This is a genomic window from Peribacillus sp. FSL P2-0133 (genome assembly GCF_037975445.1).
GTDB classification, from domain to species: Bacteria; Bacillota; Bacilli; order Bacillales; family DSM-1321; genus Peribacillus; species Peribacillus simplex_E.
This window is the reverse complement of sequence record NZ_CP150254.1, coordinates 142,672-165,000: the sequence shown is the minus strand read 5'-3', so window position 1 is coordinate 165,000 and position 22,329 is coordinate 142,672. Positions and strand designations below refer to the sequence as shown.

The 22,329-nt window shown below is 40.7% G+C and carries 30 protein-coding genes, 1 rRNA gene and 1 pseudogene (1 of these 32 only partly in view); 3 read left to right on the top strand and 29 right to left on the bottom strand.

What is annotated here, in order from left to right:
- Positions 1 to 665, bottom strand: a 16S ribosomal RNA gene (locus MKY17_RS00940) (it extends 886 nt beyond the left edge of the window).
- 280 nt (positions 666 to 945) lie between these two features.
- Positions 946 to 1,179, bottom strand: coding sequence for a hypothetical protein (locus MKY17_RS00935; RefSeq protein ID WP_098373550.1), 234 nt, complete (start codon positions 1,177 to 1,179; stop codon positions 946 to 948).
- Positions 1,180 to 1,311: 132 nt separating this feature from the next.
- Between MKY17_RS00935 and pdaB the strand changes: the two genes are divergently transcribed.
- The gene (pdaB, locus tag MKY17_RS00930; protein WP_098373551.1) at positions 1,312 to 2,064 is read left to right on the top strand and encodes a polysaccharide deacetylase family sporulation protein PdaB; all 753 of its coding nucleotides are present in this window, start codon (positions 1,312 to 1,314) and stop codon (positions 2,062 to 2,064) included.
- A gap of 97 nt (positions 2,065 to 2,161) precedes the next feature.
- On the opposite strand, the gene MKY17_RS00925 is transcribed toward pdaB, so the two are convergent.
- The gene (locus MKY17_RS00925) at positions 2,162 to 2,842 is read right to left on the bottom strand and encodes a KinB-signaling pathway activation protein (RefSeq protein WP_098373552.1); all 681 of its coding nucleotides are present in this window, start codon (positions 2,840 to 2,842) and stop codon (positions 2,162 to 2,164) included.
- A 137-nt stretch (positions 2,843 to 2,979) separates the two neighbouring features.
- Between MKY17_RS00925 and gerD the strand changes: the two genes are divergently transcribed.
- Positions 2,980 to 3,540 (top strand): spore germination lipoprotein GerD, encoded by a 561-nt coding sequence (gene gerD, locus MKY17_RS00920; RefSeq protein ID WP_098373553.1) that lies wholly within the window; start codon positions 2,980 to 2,982, stop codon positions 3,538 to 3,540.
- A gap of 44 nt (positions 3,541 to 3,584) precedes the next feature.
- Here the strand turns inward: gerD and MKY17_RS00915 are convergent, their stop codons facing one another.
- The 5 genes from MKY17_RS00915 to MKY17_RS00895 form a co-directional block, all read right to left on the bottom strand.
- Complete coding sequence (locus MKY17_RS00915; RefSeq protein WP_098373554.1) at positions 3,585 to 4,643, bottom strand: Mrp/NBP35 family ATP-binding protein; 1,059 nt, start codon at positions 4,641 to 4,643, stop codon at positions 3,585 to 3,587.
- 139 nt (positions 4,644 to 4,782) lie between these two features.
- Positions 4,783 to 5,499, bottom strand: a complete 717-nt coding sequence (cwlD, locus tag MKY17_RS00910; RefSeq protein WP_098373555.1) for an N-acetylmuramoyl-L-alanine amidase CwlD — start codon at positions 5,497 to 5,499, stop codon at positions 4,783 to 4,785.
- Between the two features lie 82 nt (positions 5,500 to 5,581).
- A complete protein-coding gene (locus tag MKY17_RS00905; protein ID WP_098373556.1) occupies positions 5,582 to 6,007 on the bottom strand; it encodes a DUF2521 family protein in 426 nt (141 codons plus the stop codon).
- Positions 6,008 to 6,588: 581 nt separating this feature from the next.
- Positions 6,589 to 7,119, bottom strand: coding sequence for an ECF transporter S component (locus tag MKY17_RS00900; RefSeq protein ID WP_098373557.1), 531 nt, complete (start codon positions 7,117 to 7,119; stop codon positions 6,589 to 6,591).
- Positions 7,120 to 7,389: 270 nt separating this feature from the next.
- Positions 7,390 to 7,938, bottom strand: a complete 549-nt coding sequence (locus MKY17_RS00895; RefSeq protein ID WP_144553514.1) for a TetR/AcrR family transcriptional regulator — start codon at positions 7,936 to 7,938, stop codon at positions 7,390 to 7,392.
- Between the two features lie 170 nt (positions 7,939 to 8,108).
- Between MKY17_RS00895 and MKY17_RS00890 the strand changes: the two genes are divergently transcribed.
- Positions 8,109 to 9,563 (top strand): DHA2 family efflux MFS transporter permease subunit, encoded by a 1,455-nt coding sequence (locus tag MKY17_RS00890; protein WP_339201219.1) that lies wholly within the window; start codon positions 8,109 to 8,111, stop codon positions 9,561 to 9,563.
- Between the two features lie 169 nt (positions 9,564 to 9,732).
- Here the strand turns inward: MKY17_RS00890 and rpsI are convergent, their stop codons facing one another.
- The 21 genes and pseudogenes from rpsI to rpsH form a co-directional block, all read right to left on the bottom strand.
- The gene (gene rpsI, locus MKY17_RS00885) at positions 9,733 to 10,125 is read right to left on the bottom strand and encodes a 30S ribosomal protein S9 (protein WP_034304957.1); all 393 of its coding nucleotides are present in this window, start codon (positions 10,123 to 10,125) and stop codon (positions 9,733 to 9,735) included.
- Between the two features lie 20 nt (positions 10,126 to 10,145).
- Positions 10,146 to 10,583, bottom strand: a complete 438-nt coding sequence (gene rplM, locus MKY17_RS00880) for a 50S ribosomal protein L13 (protein ID WP_034304960.1) — start codon at positions 10,581 to 10,583, stop codon at positions 10,146 to 10,148.
- Positions 10,584 to 10,850: 267 nt separating this feature from the next.
- Positions 10,851 to 11,591: a tRNA pseudouridine(38-40) synthase TruA gene (gene truA, locus MKY17_RS00875; protein WP_098373560.1), complete on the bottom strand. Its 741-nt coding sequence runs from the start codon at positions 11,589 to 11,591 to the stop codon at positions 10,851 to 10,853.
- Positions 11,592 to 11,605: 14 nt separating this feature from the next.
- Complete coding sequence (locus MKY17_RS00870; protein ID WP_098373561.1) at positions 11,606 to 12,403, bottom strand: energy-coupling factor transporter transmembrane protein EcfT; 798 nt, start codon at positions 12,401 to 12,403, stop codon at positions 11,606 to 11,608.
- Positions 12,403 to 13,269, bottom strand: coding sequence for an energy-coupling factor ABC transporter ATP-binding protein (locus MKY17_RS00865; RefSeq protein WP_098373562.1), 867 nt, complete (start codon positions 13,267 to 13,269; stop codon positions 12,403 to 12,405). Before MKY17_RS00865 ends, MKY17_RS00870 begins: the two co-directional genes overlap by 1 nt.
- A complete protein-coding gene (locus tag MKY17_RS00860; protein ID WP_098373563.1) occupies positions 13,245 to 14,084 on the bottom strand; it encodes an energy-coupling factor ABC transporter ATP-binding protein in 840 nt (279 codons plus the stop codon). Before MKY17_RS00860 ends, MKY17_RS00865 begins: the two co-directional genes overlap by 25 nt.
- A gap of 368 nt (positions 14,085 to 14,452) precedes the next feature.
- Positions 14,453 to 14,815 (bottom strand): 50S ribosomal protein L17, encoded by a 363-nt coding sequence (gene rplQ, locus MKY17_RS00855; protein WP_034304973.1) that lies wholly within the window; start codon positions 14,813 to 14,815, stop codon positions 14,453 to 14,455.
- 82 nt (positions 14,816 to 14,897) lie between these two features.
- Complete coding sequence (locus tag MKY17_RS00850; RefSeq protein ID WP_034304976.1) at positions 14,898 to 15,842, bottom strand: DNA-directed RNA polymerase subunit alpha; 945 nt, start codon at positions 15,840 to 15,842, stop codon at positions 14,898 to 14,900.
- A gap of 177 nt (positions 15,843 to 16,019) precedes the next feature.
- Positions 16,020 to 16,409: a 30S ribosomal protein S11 gene (gene rpsK / locus MKY17_RS00845; RefSeq protein ID WP_028390438.1), complete on the bottom strand. Its 390-nt coding sequence runs from the start codon at positions 16,407 to 16,409 to the stop codon at positions 16,020 to 16,022.
- Positions 16,410 to 16,431: 22 nt separating this feature from the next.
- Positions 16,432 to 16,797, bottom strand: coding sequence for a 30S ribosomal protein S13 (gene rpsM / locus MKY17_RS00840; RefSeq protein ID WP_063235804.1), 366 nt, complete (start codon positions 16,795 to 16,797; stop codon positions 16,432 to 16,434).
- A 22-nt stretch (positions 16,798 to 16,819) separates the two neighbouring features.
- Positions 16,820 to 16,933 carry a 50S ribosomal protein L36 gene (gene rpmJ, locus MKY17_RS00835; protein WP_003156543.1) on the bottom strand — a complete coding sequence of 38 codons (114 nt, stop codon included), beginning with the start codon at positions 16,931 to 16,933 and terminating at the stop codon, positions 16,820 to 16,822.
- 40 nt (positions 16,934 to 16,973) lie between these two features.
- Positions 16,974 to 17,192 (bottom strand): translation initiation factor IF-1, encoded by a 219-nt coding sequence (infA, locus tag MKY17_RS00830; protein ID WP_028390440.1) that lies wholly within the window; start codon positions 17,190 to 17,192, stop codon positions 16,974 to 16,976.
- A 42-nt stretch (positions 17,193 to 17,234) separates the two neighbouring features.
- Positions 17,235 to 17,686 (bottom strand): annotated as a pseudogene (locus MKY17_RS00825) (M24 family metallopeptidase); the annotation flags it as partial.
- 71 nt (positions 17,687 to 17,757) lie between these two features.
- A complete protein-coding gene (locus tag MKY17_RS00820) occupies positions 17,758 to 18,411 on the bottom strand; it encodes an adenylate kinase (protein WP_098373564.1) in 654 nt (217 codons plus the stop codon).
- Between the two features lie 58 nt (positions 18,412 to 18,469).
- A complete protein-coding gene (gene secY, locus MKY17_RS00815) occupies positions 18,470 to 19,765 on the bottom strand; it encodes a preprotein translocase subunit SecY (RefSeq protein WP_098373565.1) in 1,296 nt (431 codons plus the stop codon).
- Entirely contained in the window at positions 19,765 to 20,205 is a 441-nt protein-coding gene (gene rplO, locus MKY17_RS00810) for a 50S ribosomal protein L15 (protein ID WP_034304982.1), read from the bottom strand. The genes secY and rplO overlap by 1 nt, the downstream gene beginning before the upstream one ends.
- A gap of 32 nt (positions 20,206 to 20,237) precedes the next feature.
- Positions 20,238 to 20,420 carry a 50S ribosomal protein L30 gene (gene rpmD / locus MKY17_RS00805; protein WP_034304984.1) on the bottom strand — a complete coding sequence of 61 codons (183 nt, stop codon included), beginning with the start codon at positions 20,418 to 20,420 and terminating at the stop codon, positions 20,238 to 20,240.
- 16 nt (positions 20,421 to 20,436) lie between these two features.
- Positions 20,437 to 20,937 carry a 30S ribosomal protein S5 gene (gene rpsE, locus MKY17_RS00800; RefSeq protein ID WP_034304987.1) on the bottom strand — a complete coding sequence of 167 codons (501 nt, stop codon included), beginning with the start codon at positions 20,935 to 20,937 and terminating at the stop codon, positions 20,437 to 20,439.
- Positions 20,938 to 20,959: 22 nt separating this feature from the next.
- On the bottom strand, positions 20,960 to 21,322 hold the full coding sequence (gene rplR, locus MKY17_RS00795) for a 50S ribosomal protein L18 (protein WP_063235799.1): 363 nt from the start codon (positions 21,320 to 21,322) through the stop codon (positions 20,960 to 20,962).
- A gap of 32 nt (positions 21,323 to 21,354) precedes the next feature.
- On the bottom strand, positions 21,355 to 21,891 hold the full coding sequence (gene rplF / locus MKY17_RS00790) for a 50S ribosomal protein L6 (protein ID WP_076372861.1): 537 nt from the start codon (positions 21,889 to 21,891) through the stop codon (positions 21,355 to 21,357).
- Between the two features lie 30 nt (positions 21,892 to 21,921).
- Positions 21,922 to 22,320: a 30S ribosomal protein S8 gene (gene rpsH, locus MKY17_RS00785; protein ID WP_034304995.1), complete on the bottom strand. Its 399-nt coding sequence runs from the start codon at positions 22,318 to 22,320 to the stop codon at positions 21,922 to 21,924.
- Between the last annotated feature and the right edge of the window lie 9 nt (positions 22,321 to 22,329).

The following is a 22,329-nucleotide window of genomic DNA, read 5'->3' as shown; positions in this document are numbered from 1 at the left end:
GCACTCAAGTTCCCCAGTTTCCAATGACCCTCCACGGTTGAGCCGTGGGCTTTCACATCAGACTTAAGGAACCACCTGCGCGCGCTTTACGCCCAATAATTCCGGACAACGCTTGCCACCTACGTATTACCGCGGCTGCTGGCACGTAGTTAGCCGTGGCTTTCTGGTTAGGTACCGTCAAGGTACCAGCAGTTACTCTGGTACTTGTTCTTCCCTAACAACAGAACTTTACGACCCGAAGGCCTTCTTCGTTCACGCGGCGTTGCTCCGTCAGACTTTCGTCCATTGCGGAAGATTCCCTACTGCTGCCTCCCGTAGGAGTCTGGGCCGTGTCTCAGTCCCAGTGTGGCCGATCACCCTCTCAGGTCGGCTACGCATCGTCGCCTTGGTGAGCCATTACCTCACCAACTAGCTAATGCGCCGCGGGCCCATCTATAAGTGACAGCGTAAACCGTCTTTCCATCTTCTCTCATGCGAGAAAAGAACGTATCCGGTATTAGCTCCGGTTTCCCGAAGTTATCCCAGTCTTATAGGCAGGTTGCCCACGTGTTACTCACCCGTCCGCCGCTAATCTCAGGGAGCAAGCTCCCATCGATTCGCTCGACTTGCATGTATTAGGCACGCCGCCAGCGTTCGTCCTGAGCCAGGATCAAACTCTCCGAAGAAATGTTTGACTTGCTCATTTGCTTTTTTGATAGTGTGTGCTCACTTAAAATTTAACGTTGGCGCTTTGTTTTGTTCAGTTTTCAAAGAGCAATTTGTTCGCCATCTCTCTTAGCGACTTTAATATCTTAACATCTTATTACCACTTCGTCAATAACTTTTTTTAAAAAGTTTTTTTCATTCTTTTTCAAAAGCTATTACGTTGCAGCAACTTTTATAATATACCAGCGTATAAACCAATAGTCAATAGATATTTTGAATATAAATCACATTTAAATATCATTACTGATTCCACTCAGATAAATTCGTTTTCCCCCTCATATACATTAGGCATTCCTCCTCGGTGCTCACCCTTTTAAACAACCTGAAAAGAATGTTATATTTCTCGTTTATTGCCCTTTTGACTAAGTGGTCGATTCTGTCATCCTGCAAATCGAATAGTATTTCATCCATCTCTCTTTTTAAAAGGTACTCCAATTCCATCTTTTCCTTGTCATTAATCAATAAACCGAGCATGGTTCACACCTCCATCAGAAAGCTTTCCCCATTCCCATCAATTTTATGAATTTTCAACTGATTTTTTTGCATAACAATAATCCTCTCGCATAAATTTGAAAACAAGAGTACTTTGGACAAGGGGATGGATTAATGAAATTTTTCATGGTGCTTCAAGCCAAGAACATCAAATATTATTCGTTAATTTTGCTTACGGCACTTTTTACCGCTTGGTTTCTTTTTGTACAAAACATTCTTCATGCCCCCGTTTTTTCTACAGAAGATGGGCCGAAAGCGGTTTATAAAGGGGAAAAGAATGTTGCGATCACGTTCAATATTGGCTGGGGTGATGAGAAGGCCGCTCCAATAATAGAGACATTAAAAAGAGAAAAGATTAAATCCGCCACTTTTTTCCTTGCGGGATCTTGGGCTGAACGTCATCCGGACATAGTGGCTGAAATTGTGAAAGAAGGATATGAAATCGGCATACTTGGTTACGATTATAAGGATTATTCCGAAATGGAAGATCAAGAAATCATCCGGGATATTTCTAAAGCCCAGGAAGCATTTAAAAAACTTAATGTAAAGAATATAGAACTTTTACGTGCTCCCACCGGTCACTTTGATAAACGCCTCTTAAAGATCAGCAAGAATTTCGGATATACCGTTGTCCATTGGAGCATCGATTCAAAGGATTGGACCAATCCAGGTGTGGATCGGATCGTTCAGAACATCACCAAGGCACAAAAGGGTGATATCATCTTATTACATGCTTCAGACTCAGCAAAACAAACGAATAAGGCTTTACCGGAGTTAGTAAGTGAACTTCGATCAAAAAATTTAAACTTCGTTAACGTTTCTGAGATGATTTCCAATTCATCAGCAAGCAGTGAGGAAATCCGCTGACTGAAAAAACTGCGTACTAATGTAATGGTCTCCAAAACCTTTAGTACGCAGTTTTTATGTTTAGACTTCCTTATGTATGGACCGACTTACAAATAGGTTAGCTGCCTTTACCTAGTTCACCGGCTTTCATCTTTCCCTTTACCGGAGTTTGCTTACTCCCTCTTTTAATGGCCAATTCCCTTTGTGAACGTTCAATCAATTTGCTCAGAACCAATAATTGATAAGCATTGCAGACTAGCAACGGAAACAGCATGAAGTAAAGCCAGCTTTCATCATTGGCACTTAGGACAGGTATCCACTCCAAAACCGTGACCACGACCATGAAAAATAAGGCCGGTATGAACGACTGTTTATTCGTTTGTTTCATTTTGAAATAAGCTGTAATAAGCCCCGCGGCCAAAACAACCAACGCTAACACGATGTAGGAACTGATCCCCTCGCCTGAACCAAAGCTGAGATATCGCAGGTAAACAAGATCGAATACAACAAAAAGAATGAGTACAAGTTGAACGGCATTCCATAAGGAAGCGCTTTTAAATATCCCCAGACCAAAACGATGTATCGTTAAATAGGCAAAAAAGCCGGCTTGGCTTATGACACTAAAAATTAATCCAACACCGAATAACCAAATAAAAGTTGATAGGATGGCACTGACTTCAAAAGAAGAAAAATAAGGCTTAAACTCACTCCACCGAGCCAAGAACCCTACAACTCCGCCCGTTACACCACCTATAAGCAATGTTGTTAAAAACAATTTAACTAAGTTACGGCTGTTCATTGTTTTCCTCCATACATTTCTATTTCATTTCCTTAATTGTACCAACCAAATTTGGAAAAATCCACTTATTCCACCAAGGAATAATATCGCCGATTGGAACCATATTAACAGTAAGAAGGATGAAAGGGGCCCTGCGTATGAGAGTGGGAGTTGCTTTGCTTTTCACGTCATTCTTACTCGTTTGTTCCGGTTGTGCTCAAAATGGGGCAGGCGCAGAAAAAATGGAGTATGAAGAGACAAAGAAAATGGTCGTCGATATCTTGAAGACAGATGATGGAAAAAAAGCCATCCAGGATATCATTACTGATGATAAAACGAAAGCTGAACTTATTATGGATTCGGATGACATTAAGAAATCCATTGAAGATATTGTCACTTCAGATAAAGGGAAGGAATTTTGGAAAAAGACATTTAATGATCCCGAATTTGCTTCCGCTTATGCTAAAGCATTAGAAGATGAACATAAAAAGGTATTGAAGGACTTAACTGCTGATCCTCAGTATCGTGGAATGCTCATGGAAATAATGAAAGAACCCGATATGGAAAAAGAAATGAATAAATTATTAAAAACAAAGGAAATGCGGTCGGTCTATAAAGAGCTGATCATCGAAACCATGGAGAGTCCTCTCATTCAGGCGAAAATGCAAGAGAAACTGGATAAAGCAGCCTCTAAAGCGTTAGAGAAGGAGAAAAAGTAAAAAGAATGAACAGAGGCTGATTCCAATCGGAATCAGCCTTCTTTTCATTGTAGTTTTTCAATGACCTTTTTGGCAATATCTTCATAAATCCTGCCGAGTCTATGGTCCGCTGCGTAAATGGATGGAGCAAAGTCCTCTTCGTTCCAATCTGGCTGTTGCAGGGGAAGTTGACCTAAAACTTCTGTACGAAGCTCTTCTGCAAGCTTCTCGCCGCCGCCTTTTCCAAATACATACTCTTTTTCACCGGTCGTTTTACTTTCGAAGAATGACATATTCTCTATGACACCGATGACTTCGTGTTCTGTCTTGATGGCCATGGCACCAGCTCTTGCCGCAACGAAGGCTGCAGTCGGATGCGGTGTCGTAACGATGATTTCTTTACATGAAGGGAGCATCGTATGAACGTCCAAAGCAACATCGCCTGTACCCGGCGGTAAGTCAAGGACCAGATAGTCCAAATCTCCCCATTCCACTTCATTAAAGAAACTGTTAAGCATTTTACCCAGCATCGGTCCTCTCCAGATGATCGGCGCGTTATCCTCTACAAAAAAGCCCATTGAGATAACTTGAACGCCAAACCGTTCTACAGGAATGATTTTTTCCCCGCGAACAACCGGTCTTTTTGTTATCCCCATCATATCAGGTACGCTGAATCCATAAATATCGGCGTCAACCAGCCCGACCTTTTTACCCAATCGAGCAAGTGAAGTAGCGAAATTCACTGAAATCGTGGATTTTCCCACTCCGCCTTTACCACTGGCGATCGCGATGAATTGTGTTTTGCTGTTAGGTCCAAGCAAACCTTGGTCCGCTTCATCCTGAGGAATGCTTTCACGATGCTTGGCTAACTCCTCTTCTGAAAGCTCCGTGAAGCGGATACCTACCGATTCCGCTCCGTTCGTTTTCAGCAAGTCCACAACTTCCGATTGCATTTGCATTTGTTCGGCAGTCCCCGTTTTCGCAATCGCAAGTTTAACGCTTACATGATTCTTTTCAGGTTTTATTTTGATTTCTATAATTCCATTTGTCTCTTCAAGGTTTTTATGTAGAAAAGGGTCTTTAAGATCCTTTAATAAATTCAGTACTTTCTCTTCTGTTAACAAGTCGAGCACCCCTTTGAATTTTATTTTCCCATTTTTCAGTATAACATATTACGGAAAGAAAGCTTATTATCTGCCCCGCATGCGAAACCTGATGATTTCCCCATAATAAAAAGGCCTTGTACCTTACAAGACCCAGACATCACTCTTCATCCGATAGTTTTTCCTCTGTAAAGTACCGTAAAATACCCATATAAATCGAACTGGCAACCTTTTCTTGATACTTATCACTGATAAGGCGTTCCCTTTCCTCGGAATTGGAAAGAAATCCAATTTCCACAAGCGCTCCCGGTTTCTTGGCATAATTCATCAAATACACATGTTTAATCGTTTTTGCATCACGCTTTGTATTTTCCAGGTTTCTTATGATTTCAGTCTGAATAAATTTTGCCACCTGTTCATTTTCCTCAAACCTGTTTGTATAAAAGGTCTGGGCACCTTTCGATGACGCTGATGGAAAAGAGTTCAAATGAATGCTTAAGAATAAGTCCGCTTCCGAATTATTGATCATTTCAACCCGATTCCGTAAGTCTTCCTGCTTCCGCTGGCGGACCCCCTTTGTATTTCCCTGTGCCAAATCCTCATCCTTCTCACGTGTCATGATGACAAGGGCACCCTGTTCCTGTAAATAGTCCCTGACCTTTAATGAAACGGAAAGGGCAATTTCCTTTTCCATAACCTCTTGTACATTTGCCCCGCCGTCCATTCCCCCGTGACCTGCATCCAGAATGATGACCTTACCTGACAACGGAAGGTTCCAGGAGTCCCAAGAATCATCTTCAACAAATTTAAAAGTCACAATTAAAAAAAGGACAAACAATCCCATAGCGATCCCTGTATATTTCAGCTTTTTGCGCATGACCGTTCCCCTTCCATGATCTCTCTACTAAAAAGTATGGGACAAACCATGAAATTAGAACAAGGAATGGGATTATGCCTTCTTAATGCAGTTTCATTTTATATCGTTTTTCTCCAGTCTTAAAGCCGTCCAGCCACCAATCCCCAACAAACCCTTCACAACAATAAAACAAACCTTCATCGAAAGCGTTATTCGCTGTAACTTCCCGCCAATACAAAATAAAGTTAAAAAGAGTATCGACCAAAAACTTCTCTTCCTTCCAACACCTGGATCTTACATTTTCTTCCGACTCACCATAATAGCCAAACTTACTATAGTTTGCTCCTAATAAATAAGCCTCGATGGCAACATCAAAGTAGCCTTCCTCCAAAACATCCATCAAATCCTGTCCGAAGTAACGCTGAATCCTCCCCTTCATATCCTCGATAGAAAGTTCCCTGAGCAGCCTACGTTCGAACCTCAATTGCCTTTCCCTTTGCATCTCCTGTAAACCTAATATCACAGCCATAATTCACCTCCGGGGCAATTCCCCATTTCCCAAAATTATTTCCCAAGACATAATTTTAGTTTTAGCGTTCTATTTTGAACCATTCATTTATTCTATTGGCAAAAAATAATGAGGATAGGTTCGGCAGGTACTTGAAAAAGCATATCGGTATGCAATATGGTAAGAAACCTGTTAGAGTGCAGACCCACAAGAAACTTGATGTTAGAAAACTAGGAGTTTTCTCCACTAACCCGCCACTCAGGCAGCTACCCGAGGCTGACCTTTCCGACTTGGGTCGCTCACTGCGCATGTCTCTTTGAACTTGATCAATACTGATTATTCATGTCGTGTTCTTCCTTAAACTTAAGCGAGCCATCCTCAATGACAACTTCAGGCTTTGTGGTCTATTAAGATAAAAAGGACATCCATGGTTAACGGATGTCCTTTTCTCAAATGATAAAACATTTTATAATAGCGAATGCATTTAATACCCGCTTACTTAGCAGGATGTCTTTTTAAACTGCCTAAGGTTCAGAGCGCAGTACAACATCCAAAGGTGGTGCAACACAAAGTTTGAAGTGGCTTCCTATTTTTGTTTCACTTTATATCTGTCCAGCTCTTTTCTTTAATCGACCAGCAAGTGGCACTACAATTATTCCAGCTATTACGACCTGCATCACGTTTCCGGGGATGGAGCCAAATGGCTGTATCCAGTTACCATAAAGAATAACTTCGACAAAATAGTAGCCGACGATTTTAATAACCAATGCAACGGCAACGGCCATAGTGTATACCAATTCTCTTTTGCCCGGTACCTTTTCGGATATAAGGCCGGCTAGAAAGCCCATTGCTCCTACGATGACGAATGTAAACGGTGCCCATGCTGCCCAACCAGAGAAAAGATCGAAGAAGGCCATACCGAAGGCGCCTGCTATCGCTCCTGTTTTTTTGCCATAAACCAAAGCAGCTATAAAAAGGGGAACGTTACCCAGATGGATCAGGCCGCCGTTACCCATTATTGGGAGCTTAATGTTGATGAACATTGTCGCTACAAGGGTTAATGCAATGAATAGCGCATTGATGACCAAGGTTTTTGTTTTAGTTGTTTCAATCGGTGAGTATGTTGAATTCATATGAAGTCCTCTTTCTTTTTTAAGTATTATCATACTCCTAAACAGGAACTTAATAAATATGGATTTTACAAAAAATTCTGTATTACATAAATAAACTCATGTGTAAACAAATGGAACATAACCATCACCAACATATGAAGCCCCCTCACCACGGCGTTTCATTTGCATTGAGCCTGGAAGACTGGGATGGATGGCATGATATGGTCTTATTATTTTCCGGGCATAAAAAAGACTTAATGAAATTCAAGATTCTTTCAAACGGTATTGGAATCATTGCATTCTGTACATTAAATAAATTTGGTTGGCAATATAATCCGAACTAAAATGAAGCCCCTTTCTTAACCACCATATTATAATGCCTACCAATGAGGCCGTTTTAATATCAATGTCAACATAATCAGCAGGTAAATCCTTCTCGGTATTCTTCCTTCTTATTTCTACCAATTGCTTTAATAATGAAAACAATTGTTCCTCAAACTGATTCGTCTTAAATAAAATAAGTAAATAATTTCGATGAATATATAAATAATCAAGTAATTGAGTTAGCTGTTGTTTTTCTGATAAATCTTTTGCATGTATTAAAGCAAAAATTTTATCAGAAAGCTCATTTAAAATCTCATCGGTGATTTGCGTTACTAAATCTTGAATATCCTGATAATGCAGGTAAAATGTTGTCCGGTTTAATCCTGCTTTGGCTGCGATTTTCTGAACCGTTAAATTTGAAATAGCAGGGTCCTCGGATAAGAGAGCAATGACAGCGTTCTTAAACATTTCTCTTGACCGAATTGTACGAGGATCTTCTTTCTTGGGAATAGACATTTTTAACTCCTTTATAGATTTTCTTTGACTTTCTCAACAGCGTATATCCCTATGTCGATTAGTGAACATTTTCAAGAAAACTGTTCATGGTAAGCAACATATTTTTTTGTTACCATCGATTTTATCGACACGTTGTTGAGAATGCAAGTCAAAAATAAAGGAGTTTACGAATGAGTAATGATATAACAGAAAGAAATAAAAAAATTTTATTAATTGTACTGATTGCTGGTTGTTTTTTATCAACATTAAATCAGACTTTATTAAATGTTGCATTGAGTGGTTTAATGGACGTATTTCATGTAACTGCTGCAACTGTACAATGGTTATCAACAGGATTTATGCTAGTGAACGGTGTTTTAGTGCCGATTACAGCTTTTTTAATGAAACGGTTCACAACAAGGCAGCTATTTATTAGTTCGATGTTCTTTTTGTTAATCGGATCTGCAGTTTGTGCATGTGCGGAGAATTTTGGCATGCTGTTAACGGGAAGAATGATTCAAGCAATTGGTGCCGGGATTATAATGCCTCTAATGATGACAGTTATTTTATATTTATATCCTAGCGAAAAGCGTGGAAGTATTATGGGGACAATCGGCTTTGCGATAATTTTTGCTCCAGCCATAGCTCCTACATTATCTGGTTTTATCATTGAATATGTTTCATGGAGATGGTTATTTATTGGGTTAACCCCATTTATAATAATCGTCATTGTTCTAGCGTTCAAATATTTAATGAATGTTGCAGAGACAACAAAAGCAAAATTAGATATCACAAGTGTCATTTTATCAACGATTGGTTTTGGCTGCATATTATTTGGATTTAGCAGCGCAGGAAGCAAGGGGTGGGATAATCTCGTTATCATTACTACAATAATCGCCGGAATAATCGTGACGGCTCTATTCTGTTTACGTCAAATGAAATCCAGCGATCCATTATTAAATTTATCTGTATTTAAGTACAAAGTTTTCACGCTCACATCTTTCCTCAATGTACTAATTACGATGATTATGTATGCGGATTTAATTCTTTTACCAATTTACTTGCAGAATGGACGAGGTTTTACACCATTTGAAGCAGGTTTACTGTTATTGCCTGGAGCTGTGATTAATGCCTTCTTGTCCCCTGTCACTGGTAAAATGTATGATAAATATGGTGCTAAACCACTCTTTATTACAGGTTTAGTATTTATCATTGTTTCGATGTGGGGAGTCATAGATATAAACGAATCCACAACCTATATCTATTTAATGGCCCGTACCATTATATTACGAATTGGATTAAGCTTTATTACCATGCCTTTAAATACAGCAGGGCTGAATGCTTTACCAAGAGAATTGGGTTCCCATGGTTCAGCTGTAAATAATACCATTCGCCAATTGTCAGGTGCTATTGGAACAGCAGTTGTCATCACAGTGTATACAATGCAAGCAACTTCACATGCCTCTGAGCTAACAGTGCAAAATGAAAACATTACAGCAATACAACTAGAGGCATTAGCTTCCACCCTCGGCTCAAGTGATGCCTATGTTTTTATGTTAATCCTATCTTTTGTGGCGTTAATTTTTGCATGCTTTATGCCGAAAAAAGCCGCAATTAAAAAAAGTGAAAGTGAATCCCCTAACTAAAATCGTTAACAATACGTTCTTTAAAATAAAGCATATCTGGGATATCCCGGATATGCTTTATTTTATTTAATATATAAGTTCATGGAGCGTGATGTGATCAAAATCTTTTTCACCACAAAAAAAGACCCCCAACCAAAATGGTTGAGAGCCTTTCGAAACGGTAATAGAATTAACGTTTTGAGAACTGAGGTGCACGACGTGCGCCTTTAAGACCGTATTTTTTACGCTCTTTCATACGTGGGTCACGAGTTAGTAAACCAGCAGTTTTAAGAGATGGACGGTATTCTGGATCAACTTGTAGCAATGCACGAGCGATACCGTGACGGATTGCTCCAGCTTGACCAGTGTATCCACCACCGCTAACGTTTACTAGAACGTCGTAATTTCCAGTAGTTTCTGTTGCAACTAGTGGTTGGTTAACAACTTCACGTAATGCTGCGAAAGGAATATATTCATTAATGTCACGACCGTTAATAACGATGCGACCTTCGCCTGGTACTAAACGTACACGAGCTACTGAGCTCTTACGGCGACCAGTACCATAATATTGAACTTGTGCCAAGATAGTAACCTCCTTAGTAATTATCCGCGTAATTCGTATACTTCTGGTTGTTGAGCAGCGTGTGGGTGCTCAGCTCCAGCGTATACGTGTAATTTTTTGTAGATTTGACGACCAAGAGAATTCTTTGGAAGCATACCTTTGATAGCAAGTTCAAGCATTCTCTCAGGGTAGTTTGTACGCATTTCAAGAGCAGTTCTAGTTTTAAGACCGCCTGGATGCATAGTGTGACGGTAGTAAATTTTGTCTGTCAATTTTTTACCAGTCAAGTGGATTTTTTCAACATTGATAAGAATTACATGATCACCAGTGTCAATGTTCGGTGTAAAAGTTGGTTTATGTTTACCACGTAAGATGGATGCTACTTCAGTAGAAAGGCGACCTAAAGTTTTGCCTTCAGCGTCAATCACATACCATTTACGTTCTACTTCATTAGCTTTCGCCATAAATGTCGTACGCATGGTTAACCTCCTAAAAAACTTTTTAATTTTTTATATTTATTTTCAATCACAATAAACTTCCGGGGCTTATCGTGGGATTAAAATACATACCATATTATATTAACTTCTCCCAGATTCATTGTCAAGGGAATGTTACACTAGGATAAGTTGTCTATAAAACACTCTCTGCAACTCCATGAAAAGGTCAGTATAGAGACAAACCGCTCCATTACTGATTTCATCCCGTTTTCCAGTTGTAAAAAAACTGGTATCACTTCGAAAATATTTTTATTTGTAAAATACTTTCCATAAATATAAGCCTTGGGCTGGCGCTGTTTTCCCTGCAAAACTGCGGTCCTTTTTCTCCAAAATCCCGCTCATGTCACGGGGTGACATCTTGCCGCTGCCGACATCCAGGAGCGTCCCAACCAGGATACGGACCATATTATACAAAAAACCTTCGCCAACGAAGCGGAAAACCATGAAATCATCGCTCTCTTCAAAATCCATTTCTTTTATGGTTCGAACTTTATCGACCACTTCCGTTTTTGCCGAACAAAAACTTGTAAAGTCATGTGTCCCTATCAAATAGGAGATTGCTTCCCTCATCGCCTCCCCATCTAATGGGTAGGGATAATGATAGGCGTAATTCCGCTTAAACGGATCCCGTAGTTTCGAACGGGCTATGATATAACGGTACTCTTTCCCAGTCGTATGGAACCTCGCATGAAAATCGTCAGGCACGATATCGACTTCCAGAACGATGATATCGGTCGGAAGAAGGGCGCTGAACGCCTTTACCCAGTTTTCAGTAGGGAATGTAAGGGGCGAATCAAAGTGAAGCACTTGCCCCTTTGCATGGACCCCTGAATCTGTCCTGCCTGAAGCAGTCACTTTTATAATTGTGCCTTTATGCATTTGGGCCAAGACTGCCTCGAATTCACTTTGTATGGTGCGTTTCTCTGGCTGCACCTGATAACCAGCAAAATCCGTGCCGTCATAAGCGATCACACATTTATATTTTGGCATAGTTCTCTTCCTTATTATGAACGTAATAAAAATAACATGACCGTTAGAACACCTATTGAGACCATCAAAAGACTATCACTCGTCTTCCAGTCCAATTGGCGATATTTCGTGCGGCCTTCCCCGCCACGGTATCCTCTTGACTCCATGGCAGTTGCCAACTCCTCCGCCCGTTTGAACGAACTGACAAATAAAGGAACAAGCAGCGGTACAATCGATTTAACCCTGTCCTTTATCGGGCCAGATGAAAAGTCAACGCCCCTTGCAGTTTGGGCCTTCATGATTTTTTCCGTTTCCTCCATTAGCGTTGGAATGAATCGAAGGGCAATGGACATCATCAATGCCAGTTCATGTACAGGCATCTTCCACTTTTTCAAGGGCCCCAACAGCTCTTCCATCCCATCTGTAATGGATATCGGGGATGTCGTCAAAGTTAAAAGTGACGTAACAAGGATTAGTAAAGTAAATCTAACGGATATGAAAAAACCTTGAATCAGACCGCCTTCATAGATTTCAAACCAACCGTATTCAAAAAGCAATTCCCCTTCTTTCGTAAACAATATATGGAGAAGGAATGTAAAAACGATCAAGAAAAAGATTGGTTTTAACCCATTATAAAGATAGCGAAGCGGTATTTTGGAAAGACTGATCAAAAGGATGGTGAATACAGCAAGCAACCCGTAAGAAACGACATTATTCGCCAAAAAAACGACACAAACGAACAGGAACACGAGGAGCAATTTAGCCCTTGGGTCCATCTTGTGCATCAGTGAATTTGCAGGGACATAACGCCCGATGATCATTTTATCCAGCATCAGCGGTTCCCCCGTTTCATGGCTTTATCTATTTCTATCGCTAAATCACCGATATTAAGACATGGATGATCAAATCGAACACCAAGTTCCTTCTGGAGCTTTAGCTGAAAACGGACCGTATCAGGAACATCCAGGCCAAGCTCCATTAATTGTTCCGGCTCTGAGAAAATTTCCTGGGGGGTTCCTTTTTTGAACACCGTACCCTTATGCATGATAATGATGTCATCCGCATACTTGGCTGCATCCTCCATGCTATGTGTCACAAGAATCGTTGAAATGCCCCTTACTTTATGCAGATCATAAAACATATCCATGATTTCTTTGCGTCCTCGCGGATCCAGTCCCGCAGTGGGCTCATCAAGTACCAATACTTCGGGCTCCATGGCAAGTACCCCAGCAATGGCCACCCGTCGCATTTGTCCGCCGGATAAGTCGAATGGTGATTTTTCAAGAATTTCCTCATCCAATCCGACTTGCGCGATGGCTTTCCTGGCCAGTTTCTTAGCATCGATTTCAGAAACGCCAAAATTCATAGGTCCGAAACATATATCCTTTTCAACCGTTTCATCAAATAACTGATGTTCCGGAAACTGAAAAACAATTCCGACCTTTTGTCTTATTGGCCGCAAAGCCTTTTCTTTTCTTCCGGCTTCAATCGTCCGATCCCCAATGAAAACCCGACCCTTCGTCGGTTTTAAAAGAGCATTCAAATGTTGCAGTAGCGTGGATTTCCCGGACCCTGTATGCCCGATGATTGCGGTATAGGTTCCCGGCTCCATTGAAATATTGACATCATGAAGGGCTAGATGTTCAAAAGGAGTATTCACCTGATAGCGGTATTCTACATCATCGAGTGTAATTCGCATAAATCCTTCACCAACTCTTCCTCTGTCAAATGCCCATCAACTACACGAACACCATTTTTTTGTAACTCCTTGGTTAGTTTCACTGAAAAGGGAATATCCAGTCCAAGAGCAATCAATTCATCCTCTAACTCAAAAATAACCTGAGGCGGTCCTTCACGATATAACTGACCTTGGTTCATCACTATCATTCGATCAGCTTTCGCAGCTTCCTCAAGATCATGGGTGATTGATATGACAGTGATCTCGTTTTCCTGTTTTAATTCCCTAACTGTTTCAAGCACTTCTTCACGGCCTCTTGGGTCAAGCATGGAGGTTGCTTCATCTAAGATGATTATGTCTGGCTGCAAGGCTATTACACCTGCTATGGCCACTCTTTGCTTTTGACCGCCGGATAGATGGTGCGGCTCTTGATTAAGAAAGGCATTCATTTTAACCTTATTTAACGCACCATGAACACGCTCCACCATAACCTGCTGAGAAACACCGGCGTTTTCTAAACCAAAAGCCACATCATCCTGAACTGTAGTGCCTACAAATTGATTATCTGGGTTTTGAAAAACCATGCCAATTTTCTGGCGTACATCCCAAACGGATTCTTCTGTCAAAAGTTGATCATTAATCGTAATGGTACCTGAGTTAGCGAACTGAAGACCATTCAGTAACTTCGCTAATGTCGACTTGCCAGAGCCATTATGTCCGACAATCGCAAGCCACTCCCCCTGATGAATATCAAAAGAAACATCATCCAAGGCGTTTCGAGACTGACCCTCATATTTAAAAACAATATTATTTAAAGAAACCAGCTTCTTCACCATGTGGCCCTCCTCATCCTCGACTGCACTCGTCTAATCTAATCTCTGCTCACTCAATATAAATATAGTAGTTTTTCCTTCTGAAAATATAAAAAAACGCTGCACCCCTTCCACCGAAAGAATTTTCGGTAAATTAAGAGCAGCTAACAGCGGGCCTGTTACGAAAAACAGGTTATCTTATAATCGCTTATCAAAAGCGGGAAGGGATGCTTGAGCTAGACGTGAAGGCTCCCTGAATAATACAGGTTCCGCCAGCCATCGTAACACTCAATGCGAATTTCTAAATGACAGAATTTCTATTTTTAAAAAAAGAAAAAGGGCATAGAACAAGTGAGTATATTCATTTGTCCCGCCCTTTTTCATCGTTGTTATTAAACTAATTCAATAACCACGACTGGTGCACCGTCACCGCGGCGTGGACCAACTTTCATGATACGAGTGTATCCACCTTGACGTTCTTCATAACGTGGAGCCACGTCACTGAATAGTTTTTGAAGGGCATCTGTGCCATTCTCAGCGTCAGCGATTTCGTTACGGATGAAAGATGCAGCTTGACGGCGTGCATGCAAGTCACCACGTTTACCAAGAGTGATCATTTTATCTACTACAGAACGTAATTCTTTTGCACGTGCTTCAGTAGTTTCAATGCGCTCATGGATAATAAGATCCGTAGCTAAATCACGAAGTAATGCTTTACGTTGTGCGCTAGTGCGTCCTAACTTTCTGTAACCCATTAGAGATTCCCTCCTTTGTTGAAGTTCTATATTGTGTGTCTATAACAAGGCTCACAACATAATGGATTGATCCGCCATGTTATCAGTCGTCTTTACGAAGACCTAAGCCTAATTCTTCTAGTTTCGCTTTCACTTCTTCAAGTGATTTACGTCCTAGATTACGTACTTTCATCATATCTTCTTCCGTTTTATGAGCTAGCTCTTGAACGGTATTGATTCCAGCACGTTTCAAGCAGTTGTAAGAACGAACAGAAAGGTCTAATTCTTCGATCGTCATCTCAAGAACTTTTTCCTTTTGATCTTCTTCTTTTTCAACCATGATTTCAGCATTTTGAGCTTCATCGGTTAAACCAACAAAGATGTTTAAATGCTCTGTTAAAATCTTAGCTCCAAGTGCTACCGCTTCTTGCGGACCAGTACTGCCATCAGTCCAAACATCGAACGTTAACTTGTCAAAGTTAGACAACTGTCCAACACGTGTATTTTCAACTTGGAAAGATACGCGTGAAACTGGAGTGTAAAGAGCATCGATTGGAATTACACCAATTGGCTGGTCTTCTCTCTTGTTTTGAACAGCAGGAGTGTAGCCGCGGCCGCGACGTGCAGATAAACGCATACGCATATGACCGTTTTTACCAATTGTAGCAATATATAAATCCGGATTAAGAATTTCTACATCACTATCATGAGTGATATCAGCAGCCGTGATGACTCCGTCACCTTGAACGTCAATTTCCAGCGTCTTCTCTTCATCAGAGTAAATCTTAAGAGCTAGTTTTTTCACATTAAGAATGATAGATGTTACATCTTCCACGACGCCTTCAATTGTTGAGAACTCATGTAGCACTCCATCAATTTGTATAGCTGTGACAGCAGCACCTGGGAGTGAGGATAAAAGGATACGACGTAAGGAGTTACCCAATGTAGTACCATACCCGCGCTCTAGTGGCTCTACGACGAATTTACCGTATTTGGTATCGTCGTTGATTTCAACCGTTTCGATTTTTGGTTTTTCTATTTCGATCATCAATAAACCCTCCTTCAAAACGTCAAAACCCCGGCAAGTAAACGAAGTCACTTAAACCGAAATTCCCCATGTATACGTTCCCGCTGTGCGCAACAACTGAAAATTAATCCTCTGTAAGAACGCAAACTCAGTATTATATCCCATTATTGACAGGAATACAAAATCTATACAGAAAAATTAAACACGGCGACGTTTTGGTGGACGGCATCCGTTATGTGGAACTGGAGTTACATCTTTAATTGCAGTTACTTCTAGGCCAGCGGCTTGAAGTGCACGAATAGCAGCCTCACGTCCAGCACCAGGTCCTTTAACTGTAACTTCAAGAGTTTTCATACCATGTTCAATTGATGTTTTAGCAGCTGTTTCAGCAGCCATTTGTGCAGCGAATGGAGTGGATTTACGAGATCCACGGAATCCTAGAGCTCCAGCACTTGACCATGAAATAGCATTACCATGAGAGTCAGTGATCGTAACGATAGTGTTATTGAATGTTGAACGAATATGAGCAATACCAGTTTCTATATTCTTTTTCACACGACGTTTACGTGTATTAGTTTTACGTGCCATGAAAAGTAACCTCCTTTACTAATTATTTTTTCTTGTTAGCTACAGTACGACGAGGTCCTTTACGCGTACGAGCATTGTTTTTTGTATTTTGACCGCGAACAGGAAGACCACGACGGTGACGTAAACCACGGTATGAACCGATTTCCATTAAACGTTTGATGTTTAGGGAGATTTCACGACGAAGGTCGCCTTCTACTTTAAGCTTGTCAATGATATCACGAATTTTGTTCAATTCGTCTTCCGTTAAGTCACGAACGCGAGTTTCTTCAGAAATGCCTGCTTCTGCAAGAATCTTAATCGCTGTTTGTTTTCCAATACCATATATATATGTTAATGAGATAACAATCCGTTTGTCACGGGGAATATCTACTCCAGCAATACGTGCCATGCTTGAGTGCACCTCCTTCTATTTAGCCTTGTTTTTGTTTATGTTTAGGGTTTTCGCAAATAACCATAACTTTACCTTTTCTGCGGATAACTTTACACTTTTCGCAGATTGGTTTGACTGATGGTCTGACTTTCATTGCTATCTAACCTCCTTATACAGATCGGAGCGTAACCGGATTATTTGAACCGGTATGTGATTCTGCCGCGAGTTAGATCATACGGGGAAAGCTCAACCGTAACTTTATCTCCAGGCAAAATGCGAATAAAGTGCATACGAATTTTACCGGATACATGAGCTAAAACAGTATGACCATTTTCTAATTCTACCTTAAACATTGCATTTGGCAAAGTCTCTTGTACTGTGCCTTCTACTTCAATTACATCATCTTTCGCCATTAAAGTGATTCTCCCTTCTCTATGCGTGAACCTATTAAAGGTACACATCTTTCCGTCAACATTACTACAGTCCAATTATCCTCATAAGTCTTACAATTCTGCATCAAGTATTCACCATTTTGTAGAACCAGGCTTAAACTGAGGACCTTTATCAGTTGGACCGAAATGAGGATTTTATGGGTCCTCATGTAAGTCTTGACCGATTCCGTGACCGACATACTCTCGAAATAGAGAAGCAATTAGTCTCGACATAGGTTTGAATAGCATGGGAGATGTTTGAAAGGCGCACGCCTGACATAGCTTCTTTCAACCCTCTATATCACGACTCTTTAGGAATCCCAATAGAGTCACTGCATTTCTTCATCAATTTTGCCGACCGGATATGTCCATGAAGATCACTTAAAAAGTAATCGCCCAATTCAGGGAATACCAAGTACAAGAACCTGATTAATAAATGTGCGAATGCTCTCGCGAAATCCATTATACCCTTTGTATTATAGGAATGCACCAAGTTTAATAAGTAAGTTATAAAAATGGTATGAATTTCATAAATCAATACGAATGATTAATTTTGTAAAGCACCAAGCAACACATCGATATTTTCAAATACCTTATTAATATCTTGCTGTCCGTTAATGTTGACCAAGTATCCTTTGTCTCCGTAGAAATCAAGAAGTGGTTTGGTTTGTTTCAAATTCACATCTAAGCGATTTTGAACCGTTTCTGCATTATCGTCGGCACGTTGATATAATTCTCCGCCGCAGCGGTCGCATACATCATCTTTAGCAGGAGGATTGAATACAAGATGGTATGTCGCACCACATGATTTGCAAATACGACGTCCTGTCAATCTTTCCATTAAAATGTTTTTATCAACATCGATATTAATGACAAAATTTATTTTGCGATCTAAATCAGTTAGAATACTTTCAAGTGCCTCTGCCTGTGCCACAGTACGTGGAAATCCATCAAGCAAAAATCCTTTTAGGCAGTCTTCCTTGCTTAAACGTTCACGAACGATGCCAATGGTAACTTCATCAGGTACCAATTCGCCTTTGTCCATGAATGATTTCGCCTTTAGACCTAATTCTGTTCCATCTTTGATAGCTGTTCGGAACATATCTCCAGTAGAAATATGAGGGATATTATATTTTTCTACGATTTGTTCAGCTTGAGTGCCCTTACCAGCACCCGGCAGACCCATTAACACTAGATTCAATTTTCTTCCCCCTCAAACTCTATAATGGGTAAAGGGAACAAGCCGTTCCCAAAACTCATTACTTTATAAAGCCCTTATAGTGTCTCTTCACAAGTTGTGATTCCAGCTGCTTCATCGTATCAAGGGCAACCCCCACTACGATCAGCAAACTGGTACCGCCAATCTGTGCAGATTGAGGTAAATCAGCAAGCTTAATGAAAAATACCGGTAAAACGGCAATGATGGCTAAAAATATAGAGCCTACAAACGTTAAACGGTATAAAACACGTGTTAAATATTCTTGTGTACTCTTACCTGGACGAATCCCCGGCACATAGCCACCTTGCTTTTTCAAATTCTCAGCCATTTGTTCAGGGTTAACCTGAATGAATGCATAAAAATACGCAAAAGCAATGATAAGAGCAACATATATGATCATACCAATTGGCTTGGTGTAATCAAGATTTGTTGATATCCAACTAGTCACGCTGTTCTTTCCAAAGAAAGAAGCGATTGTAGTGGGAGTAATGATAAATGCCATTGCAAAGATTACCGGAATAACCCCCGCAGCATTTACTTTCAATGGTAAATGAGTAGACTGGCCACCCATTTGTGTACGACCTACCGCAGCACGTTTCGCATACTGAATAGGAATTTTTCGTAATGCCTGCTGAATGAAAATAACAGCAACCACGATTGCTAATACTGCTAAAACAATGAGGATAATCGATATGATTCGTAAGAATAATTGATCACCGGCATTTTCAAATTGTTGGGCGTAAATCTGATTTGCCGTATTTGGCAAACTAGCTACGATACCAGCAAAGATTATGACGGAAATCCCATTACCCACACCCTTAGCAGTGATCAGCTCCCCTAACCACAAAAGAAAAGCTGTTCCTGCCGTTAAGACAGTCGCAATAAGCAAGTATGTTGCAATTCCAGGATTTTCAATCAACTGGCCACCTGACATATTATTGAACCCATAAGACATACCAACTGCTTGGATGAATCCTAGGATAATAGTGAAGTAACGAGTGAATTGAGCTAATTTACGGCGCCCTGCTTCTCCTTGTTTAGACCATTCAGTGAACTTAGGAACAACATCCATCTGTAACAGCTGAACGATAATGGATGCCGTGATGTACGGCATGATACCCATCGCTAATATAGAAAAGTTTTGCAGCGCTCCGCCGCCAAAGGTATTTAAAAGACCGATGACGCTCAGCTGGTCCTGTTCAGCGAGAAAATCGGCATTCACATGCGGTACAGGTATAAATGTACCGATGCGATAGACGATTAACATTAGAAGGGTAAAAATAATCTTATTCCTTATTTCACCCACGCGCATAAAATTGGAGATCGTGCGAAACATTAGATCACCTCTGTATTACCGCCAGCAGCTTCGATAGCTTCTTTAGCAGTAGACGAGAATTTGTGAGCTTTAACAGTAAGCTTTTTCTCAATGCTTCCTTTGGCAAGAATTTTGATTCCTGCTTTTTCTTTACTTACAACCCCAGTCTCAAGTAAAAGAGCTGGTGTTACTTCAGTACCGTCTTCGAAAAGATTTAACGTATCAAGGTTCACGATAGCATAGTCTTTACGGTTGATGTTGGTAAATCCACGTTTAGGTAAACGTCTGAATAGAGGAGTTTGACCCCCTTCAAATCCAAGACGCACACCGCCGCCGGAGCGAGCGTTTTGTCCTTTGTGTCCTTTACCTGCTGTTTTACCGTTACCAGATCCAATACCGCGACCTTTACGTTTACGTTCTTTACGAGAACCTTCTGCAGCTTTTAACTCATGAAGTTTCATGTTGGCACCTCCTTGTTAAGTTAAAAATTATTTTATTGTTCTTTTACAGTAACAAGATGAGCAACTTTGGTAATCATACCGCGAATCGCAGGGTTATCTTCTTGAACAACCGTTTGATGCATTTTGCGTAAACCCAAAGTGTTAACTGTAACACGTTGATCTTCAGGACGACCAATCAAGCTGCGAGTGAGGGTGATTTCTAATTTATTAGCCATAATTCGATTTCCCTCCTTATCCTAACAGTTCTTGTACTGATTTTCCACGTAACTTAGCTACGTCTTCAGCACGTTTCAATTGCTTCAATCCTTCAATTGTTGCGCGAACCATATTAATAGGTGTATTAGTACCTAGTGATTTAGACAAGATATCGCTAACTCCGCCTAATTCAAGTACCGCACGAACAGGACCACCAGCAATTACTCCTGTACCTTCAGAAGCTGGTTTCAATAGAATGTGACCTGCGCCATAGCGACCGTTCACAAGGTGAGGAATAGTAGTACCAACCATTGGTACAGTAATTAGATTTTTCTTAGCATCCTCAATAGCTTTACGGATAGCATCCGGAACTTCTTGAGCTTTACCAGTACCAAATCCAACATGACCATTTTTATCACCAACAACAACTAGTGCAGTGAAACGGAAACGACGTCCGCCTTTAACAACTTTAGCTACACGATTTACTGTAACTACGCGTTCTTCAAGTTCTAATTTATTAGGATCAATGCTACGCATCTGTTATGTCCCTCCTTATCCATTAAAATTCTAAGCCGTTTTCACGAGCAGCGTCAGCCAATGCTTTTACACGACCATGGAAGAGGTAACCACCGCGGTCAAATACCACAGCTTTGAAACCTTTTTCAACAGCACGTTTCGCAATAAGTTCGCCAACTTTTTGAGCTGCTTCAGCATTGCTACTAGCTTCGATACTGATCTCTTTATCAAGAGTTGAAGCACTTGCTAATGTTACGCCTTTTGCATCGTCAATTAATTGTGCGTAAATGTGTTTGTTTGAACGAAACACATTTAAACGAGGACGAGCTTCTGTTCCAGAAAGCTTAGCACGTACACGCGCATGTCTTTTCTGACGAGTAGCATTTTTATCAAGCTTCGTAATCATTTACGTCACTCCTTTCGTTTACTTATGCGGCATTACTTACCAGTTTTACCTTCTTTACGACGAACGAATTCGCCTTCGTAACGGATACCTTTACCTTTATACGGTTCAGGTGGGCGAACATCACGGATATTAGCTGCTAGAGCTCCTACACGTTCTTTGCTTGCACCTTTGATGATTACTTTTGTATTAGAAGGAACTTCAACTTCAACGCCAGCTTCTGGCTCTATTTCTACAGGGTGGGAATATCCTACGTTAAGGACAAGCTTGTTACCTTGCTTTTGTGCACGGTACCCAACCCCAATAAGTTCAAGTGATTTTACGAATCCTGTTGATACACCTTCAACCATGTTAGAGATAAGTGCGCGAGTAGTACCGTGTAAAGAACGGTGAGCCTTCTCGTCAGACGGACGTGTAACAGTTAACACGTTCTCTTCAACAACGATTGAAAGGTCAGGATTGAATGATCTAGTTAATTCACCTTTAGGTCCTTTAACAGTTACTTCACTTCCAGTAACAGTAACTGTCACGCCTGCAGGGATTTCAATAGGTTTTTTACCTATACGAGACATAATGTGCACCTCCATTCTTGTGAAAATGTATTACCAAACGTATGCTAAAACTTCTCCGCCAACTTGTTTAGAGCGAGCTTCCTTGTCTGTTAAAACTCCGTGAGAAGTAGAAACAATTGCGATACCTAAACCGTTAAGAACGCGTGGTACCTCTCCAGTTTTTGCATATACACGCAAACCAGGTTTGCTGATACGTTTTAGACCAGTGATAACACGTTCGTTGTTTGCACCGTATTTTAAGAAGATACGGATGATACCTTGTTTGTTGTCTTCGATTAATTCAAAGTCACGTACGAAGCCTTCACTTTTTAAGATCTCAGCAATTTCCTTTTTGATCTTTGAAGCAGGAACTTCCAGTTTTTCGTGACGAACCATATTCGCATTACGGATGCGAGTAAGCATATCTGCAATAGGATCTGTCATGACCATTATATTTTA

Bases quoted from the DNA above. Each gene is read 5' to 3' on its own strand.
- rpsK (WP_028390438.1), bottom strand. From the start codon at position 16,409: ATGGCACGTAAAACTAATACACGTAAACGTCGTGTGAAAAAGAATATA.
- MKY17_RS00890 (WP_339201219.1), top strand. From the start codon at position 8,109: ATGAGTAATGATATAACAGAAAGAAATAAAAAAATTTTATTAATTGTA.
- MKY17_RS00860 (WP_098373563.1), bottom strand. From the start codon at position 14,084: ATGGTGAAGAAGCTGGTTTCTTTAAATAATATTGTTTTTAAATATGAG.
- rplM (WP_034304960.1), bottom strand. From the start codon at position 10,583: ATGCGTACGACATTTATGGCGAAAGCTAATGAAGTAGAACGTAAATGG.
- rpmD (WP_034304984.1), bottom strand. From the start codon at position 20,420: ATGGCTAATAAATTAGAAATCACCCTCACTCGCAGCTTGATTGGTCGT.
- rpsE (WP_034304987.1), bottom strand. From the start codon at position 20,937: ATGCGTAGCATTGATCCTAATAAATTAGAACTTGAAGAACGCGTAGTT.
- MKY17_RS00925 (WP_098373552.1), bottom strand. From the start codon at position 2,842: ATGAACAGCCGTAACTTAGTTAAATTGTTTTTAACAACATTGCTTATA.
- MKY17_RS00895 (WP_144553514.1), bottom strand. From the start codon at position 7,938: ATGTCTATTCCCAAGAAAGAAGATCCTCGTACAATTCGGTCAAGAGAA.
- rplR (WP_063235799.1), bottom strand. From the start codon at position 21,322: ATGATTACGAAGCTTGATAAAAATGCTACTCGTCAGAAAAGACATGCG.
- secY (WP_098373565.1), bottom strand. From the start codon at position 19,765: ATGTTTCGCACGATCTCCAATTTTATGCGCGTGGGTGAAATAAGGAAT.
- MKY17_RS00935 (WP_098373550.1), bottom strand. From the start codon at position 1,179: ATGCTCGGTTTATTGATTAATGACAAGGAAAAGATGGAATTGGAGTAC.
- gerD (WP_098373553.1), top strand. From the start codon at position 2,980: ATGAGAGTGGGAGTTGCTTTGCTTTTCACGTCATTCTTACTCGTTTGT.
- rpsM (WP_063235804.1), bottom strand. From the start codon at position 16,797: ATGGCACGTATTGCTGGAGTAGATATTCCCCGTGACAAACGGATTGTT.
- pdaB (WP_098373551.1), top strand. From the start codon at position 1,312: ATGAAATTTTTCATGGTGCTTCAAGCCAAGAACATCAAATATTATTCG.
- MKY17_RS00900 (WP_098373557.1), bottom strand. From the start codon at position 7,119: ATGAATTCAACATACTCACCGATTGAAACAACTAAAACAAAAACCTTG.
- MKY17_RS00865 (WP_098373562.1), bottom strand. From the start codon at position 13,269: ATGCGAATTACACTCGATGATGTAGAATACCGCTATCAGGTGAATACT.
- rpmJ (WP_003156543.1), bottom strand. From the start codon at position 16,933: ATGAAAGTCAGACCATCAGTCAAACCAATCTGCGAAAAGTGTAAAGTT.
- infA (WP_028390440.1), bottom strand. From the start codon at position 17,192: ATGGCGAAAGATGATGTAATTGAAGTAGAAGGCACAGTACAAGAGACT.
- truA (WP_098373560.1), bottom strand. From the start codon at position 11,591: ATGCCAAAATATAAATGTGTGATCGCTTATGACGGCACGGATTTTGCT.
- MKY17_RS00870 (WP_098373561.1), bottom strand. From the start codon at position 12,403: ATGCTGGATAAAATGATCATCGGGCGTTATGTCCCTGCAAATTCACTG.
- cwlD (WP_098373555.1), bottom strand. From the start codon at position 5,499: ATGCGCAAAAAGCTGAAATATACAGGGATCGCTATGGGATTGTTTGTC.
- MKY17_RS00850 (WP_034304976.1), bottom strand. From the start codon at position 15,842: ATGATCGAAATAGAAAAACCAAAAATCGAAACGGTTGAAATCAACGAC.
- rplF (WP_076372861.1), bottom strand. From the start codon at position 21,891: ATGTCTCGTATAGGTAAAAAACCTATTGAAATCCCTGCAGGCGTGACA.
- MKY17_RS00905 (WP_098373556.1), bottom strand. From the start codon at position 6,007: ATGGCTGTGATATTAGGTTTACAGGAGATGCAAAGGGAAAGGCAATTG.
- rpsH (WP_034304995.1), bottom strand. From the start codon at position 22,320: ATGGTCATGACAGATCCTATTGCAGATATGCTTACTCGCATCCGTAAT.
- rplQ (WP_034304973.1), bottom strand. From the start codon at position 14,815: ATGGGTTACAGAAAGTTAGGACGCACTAGCGCACAACGTAAAGCATTA.
- rplO (WP_034304982.1), bottom strand. From the start codon at position 20,205: ATGAAACTTCATGAGTTAAAAGCTGCAGAAGGTTCTCGTAAAGAACGT.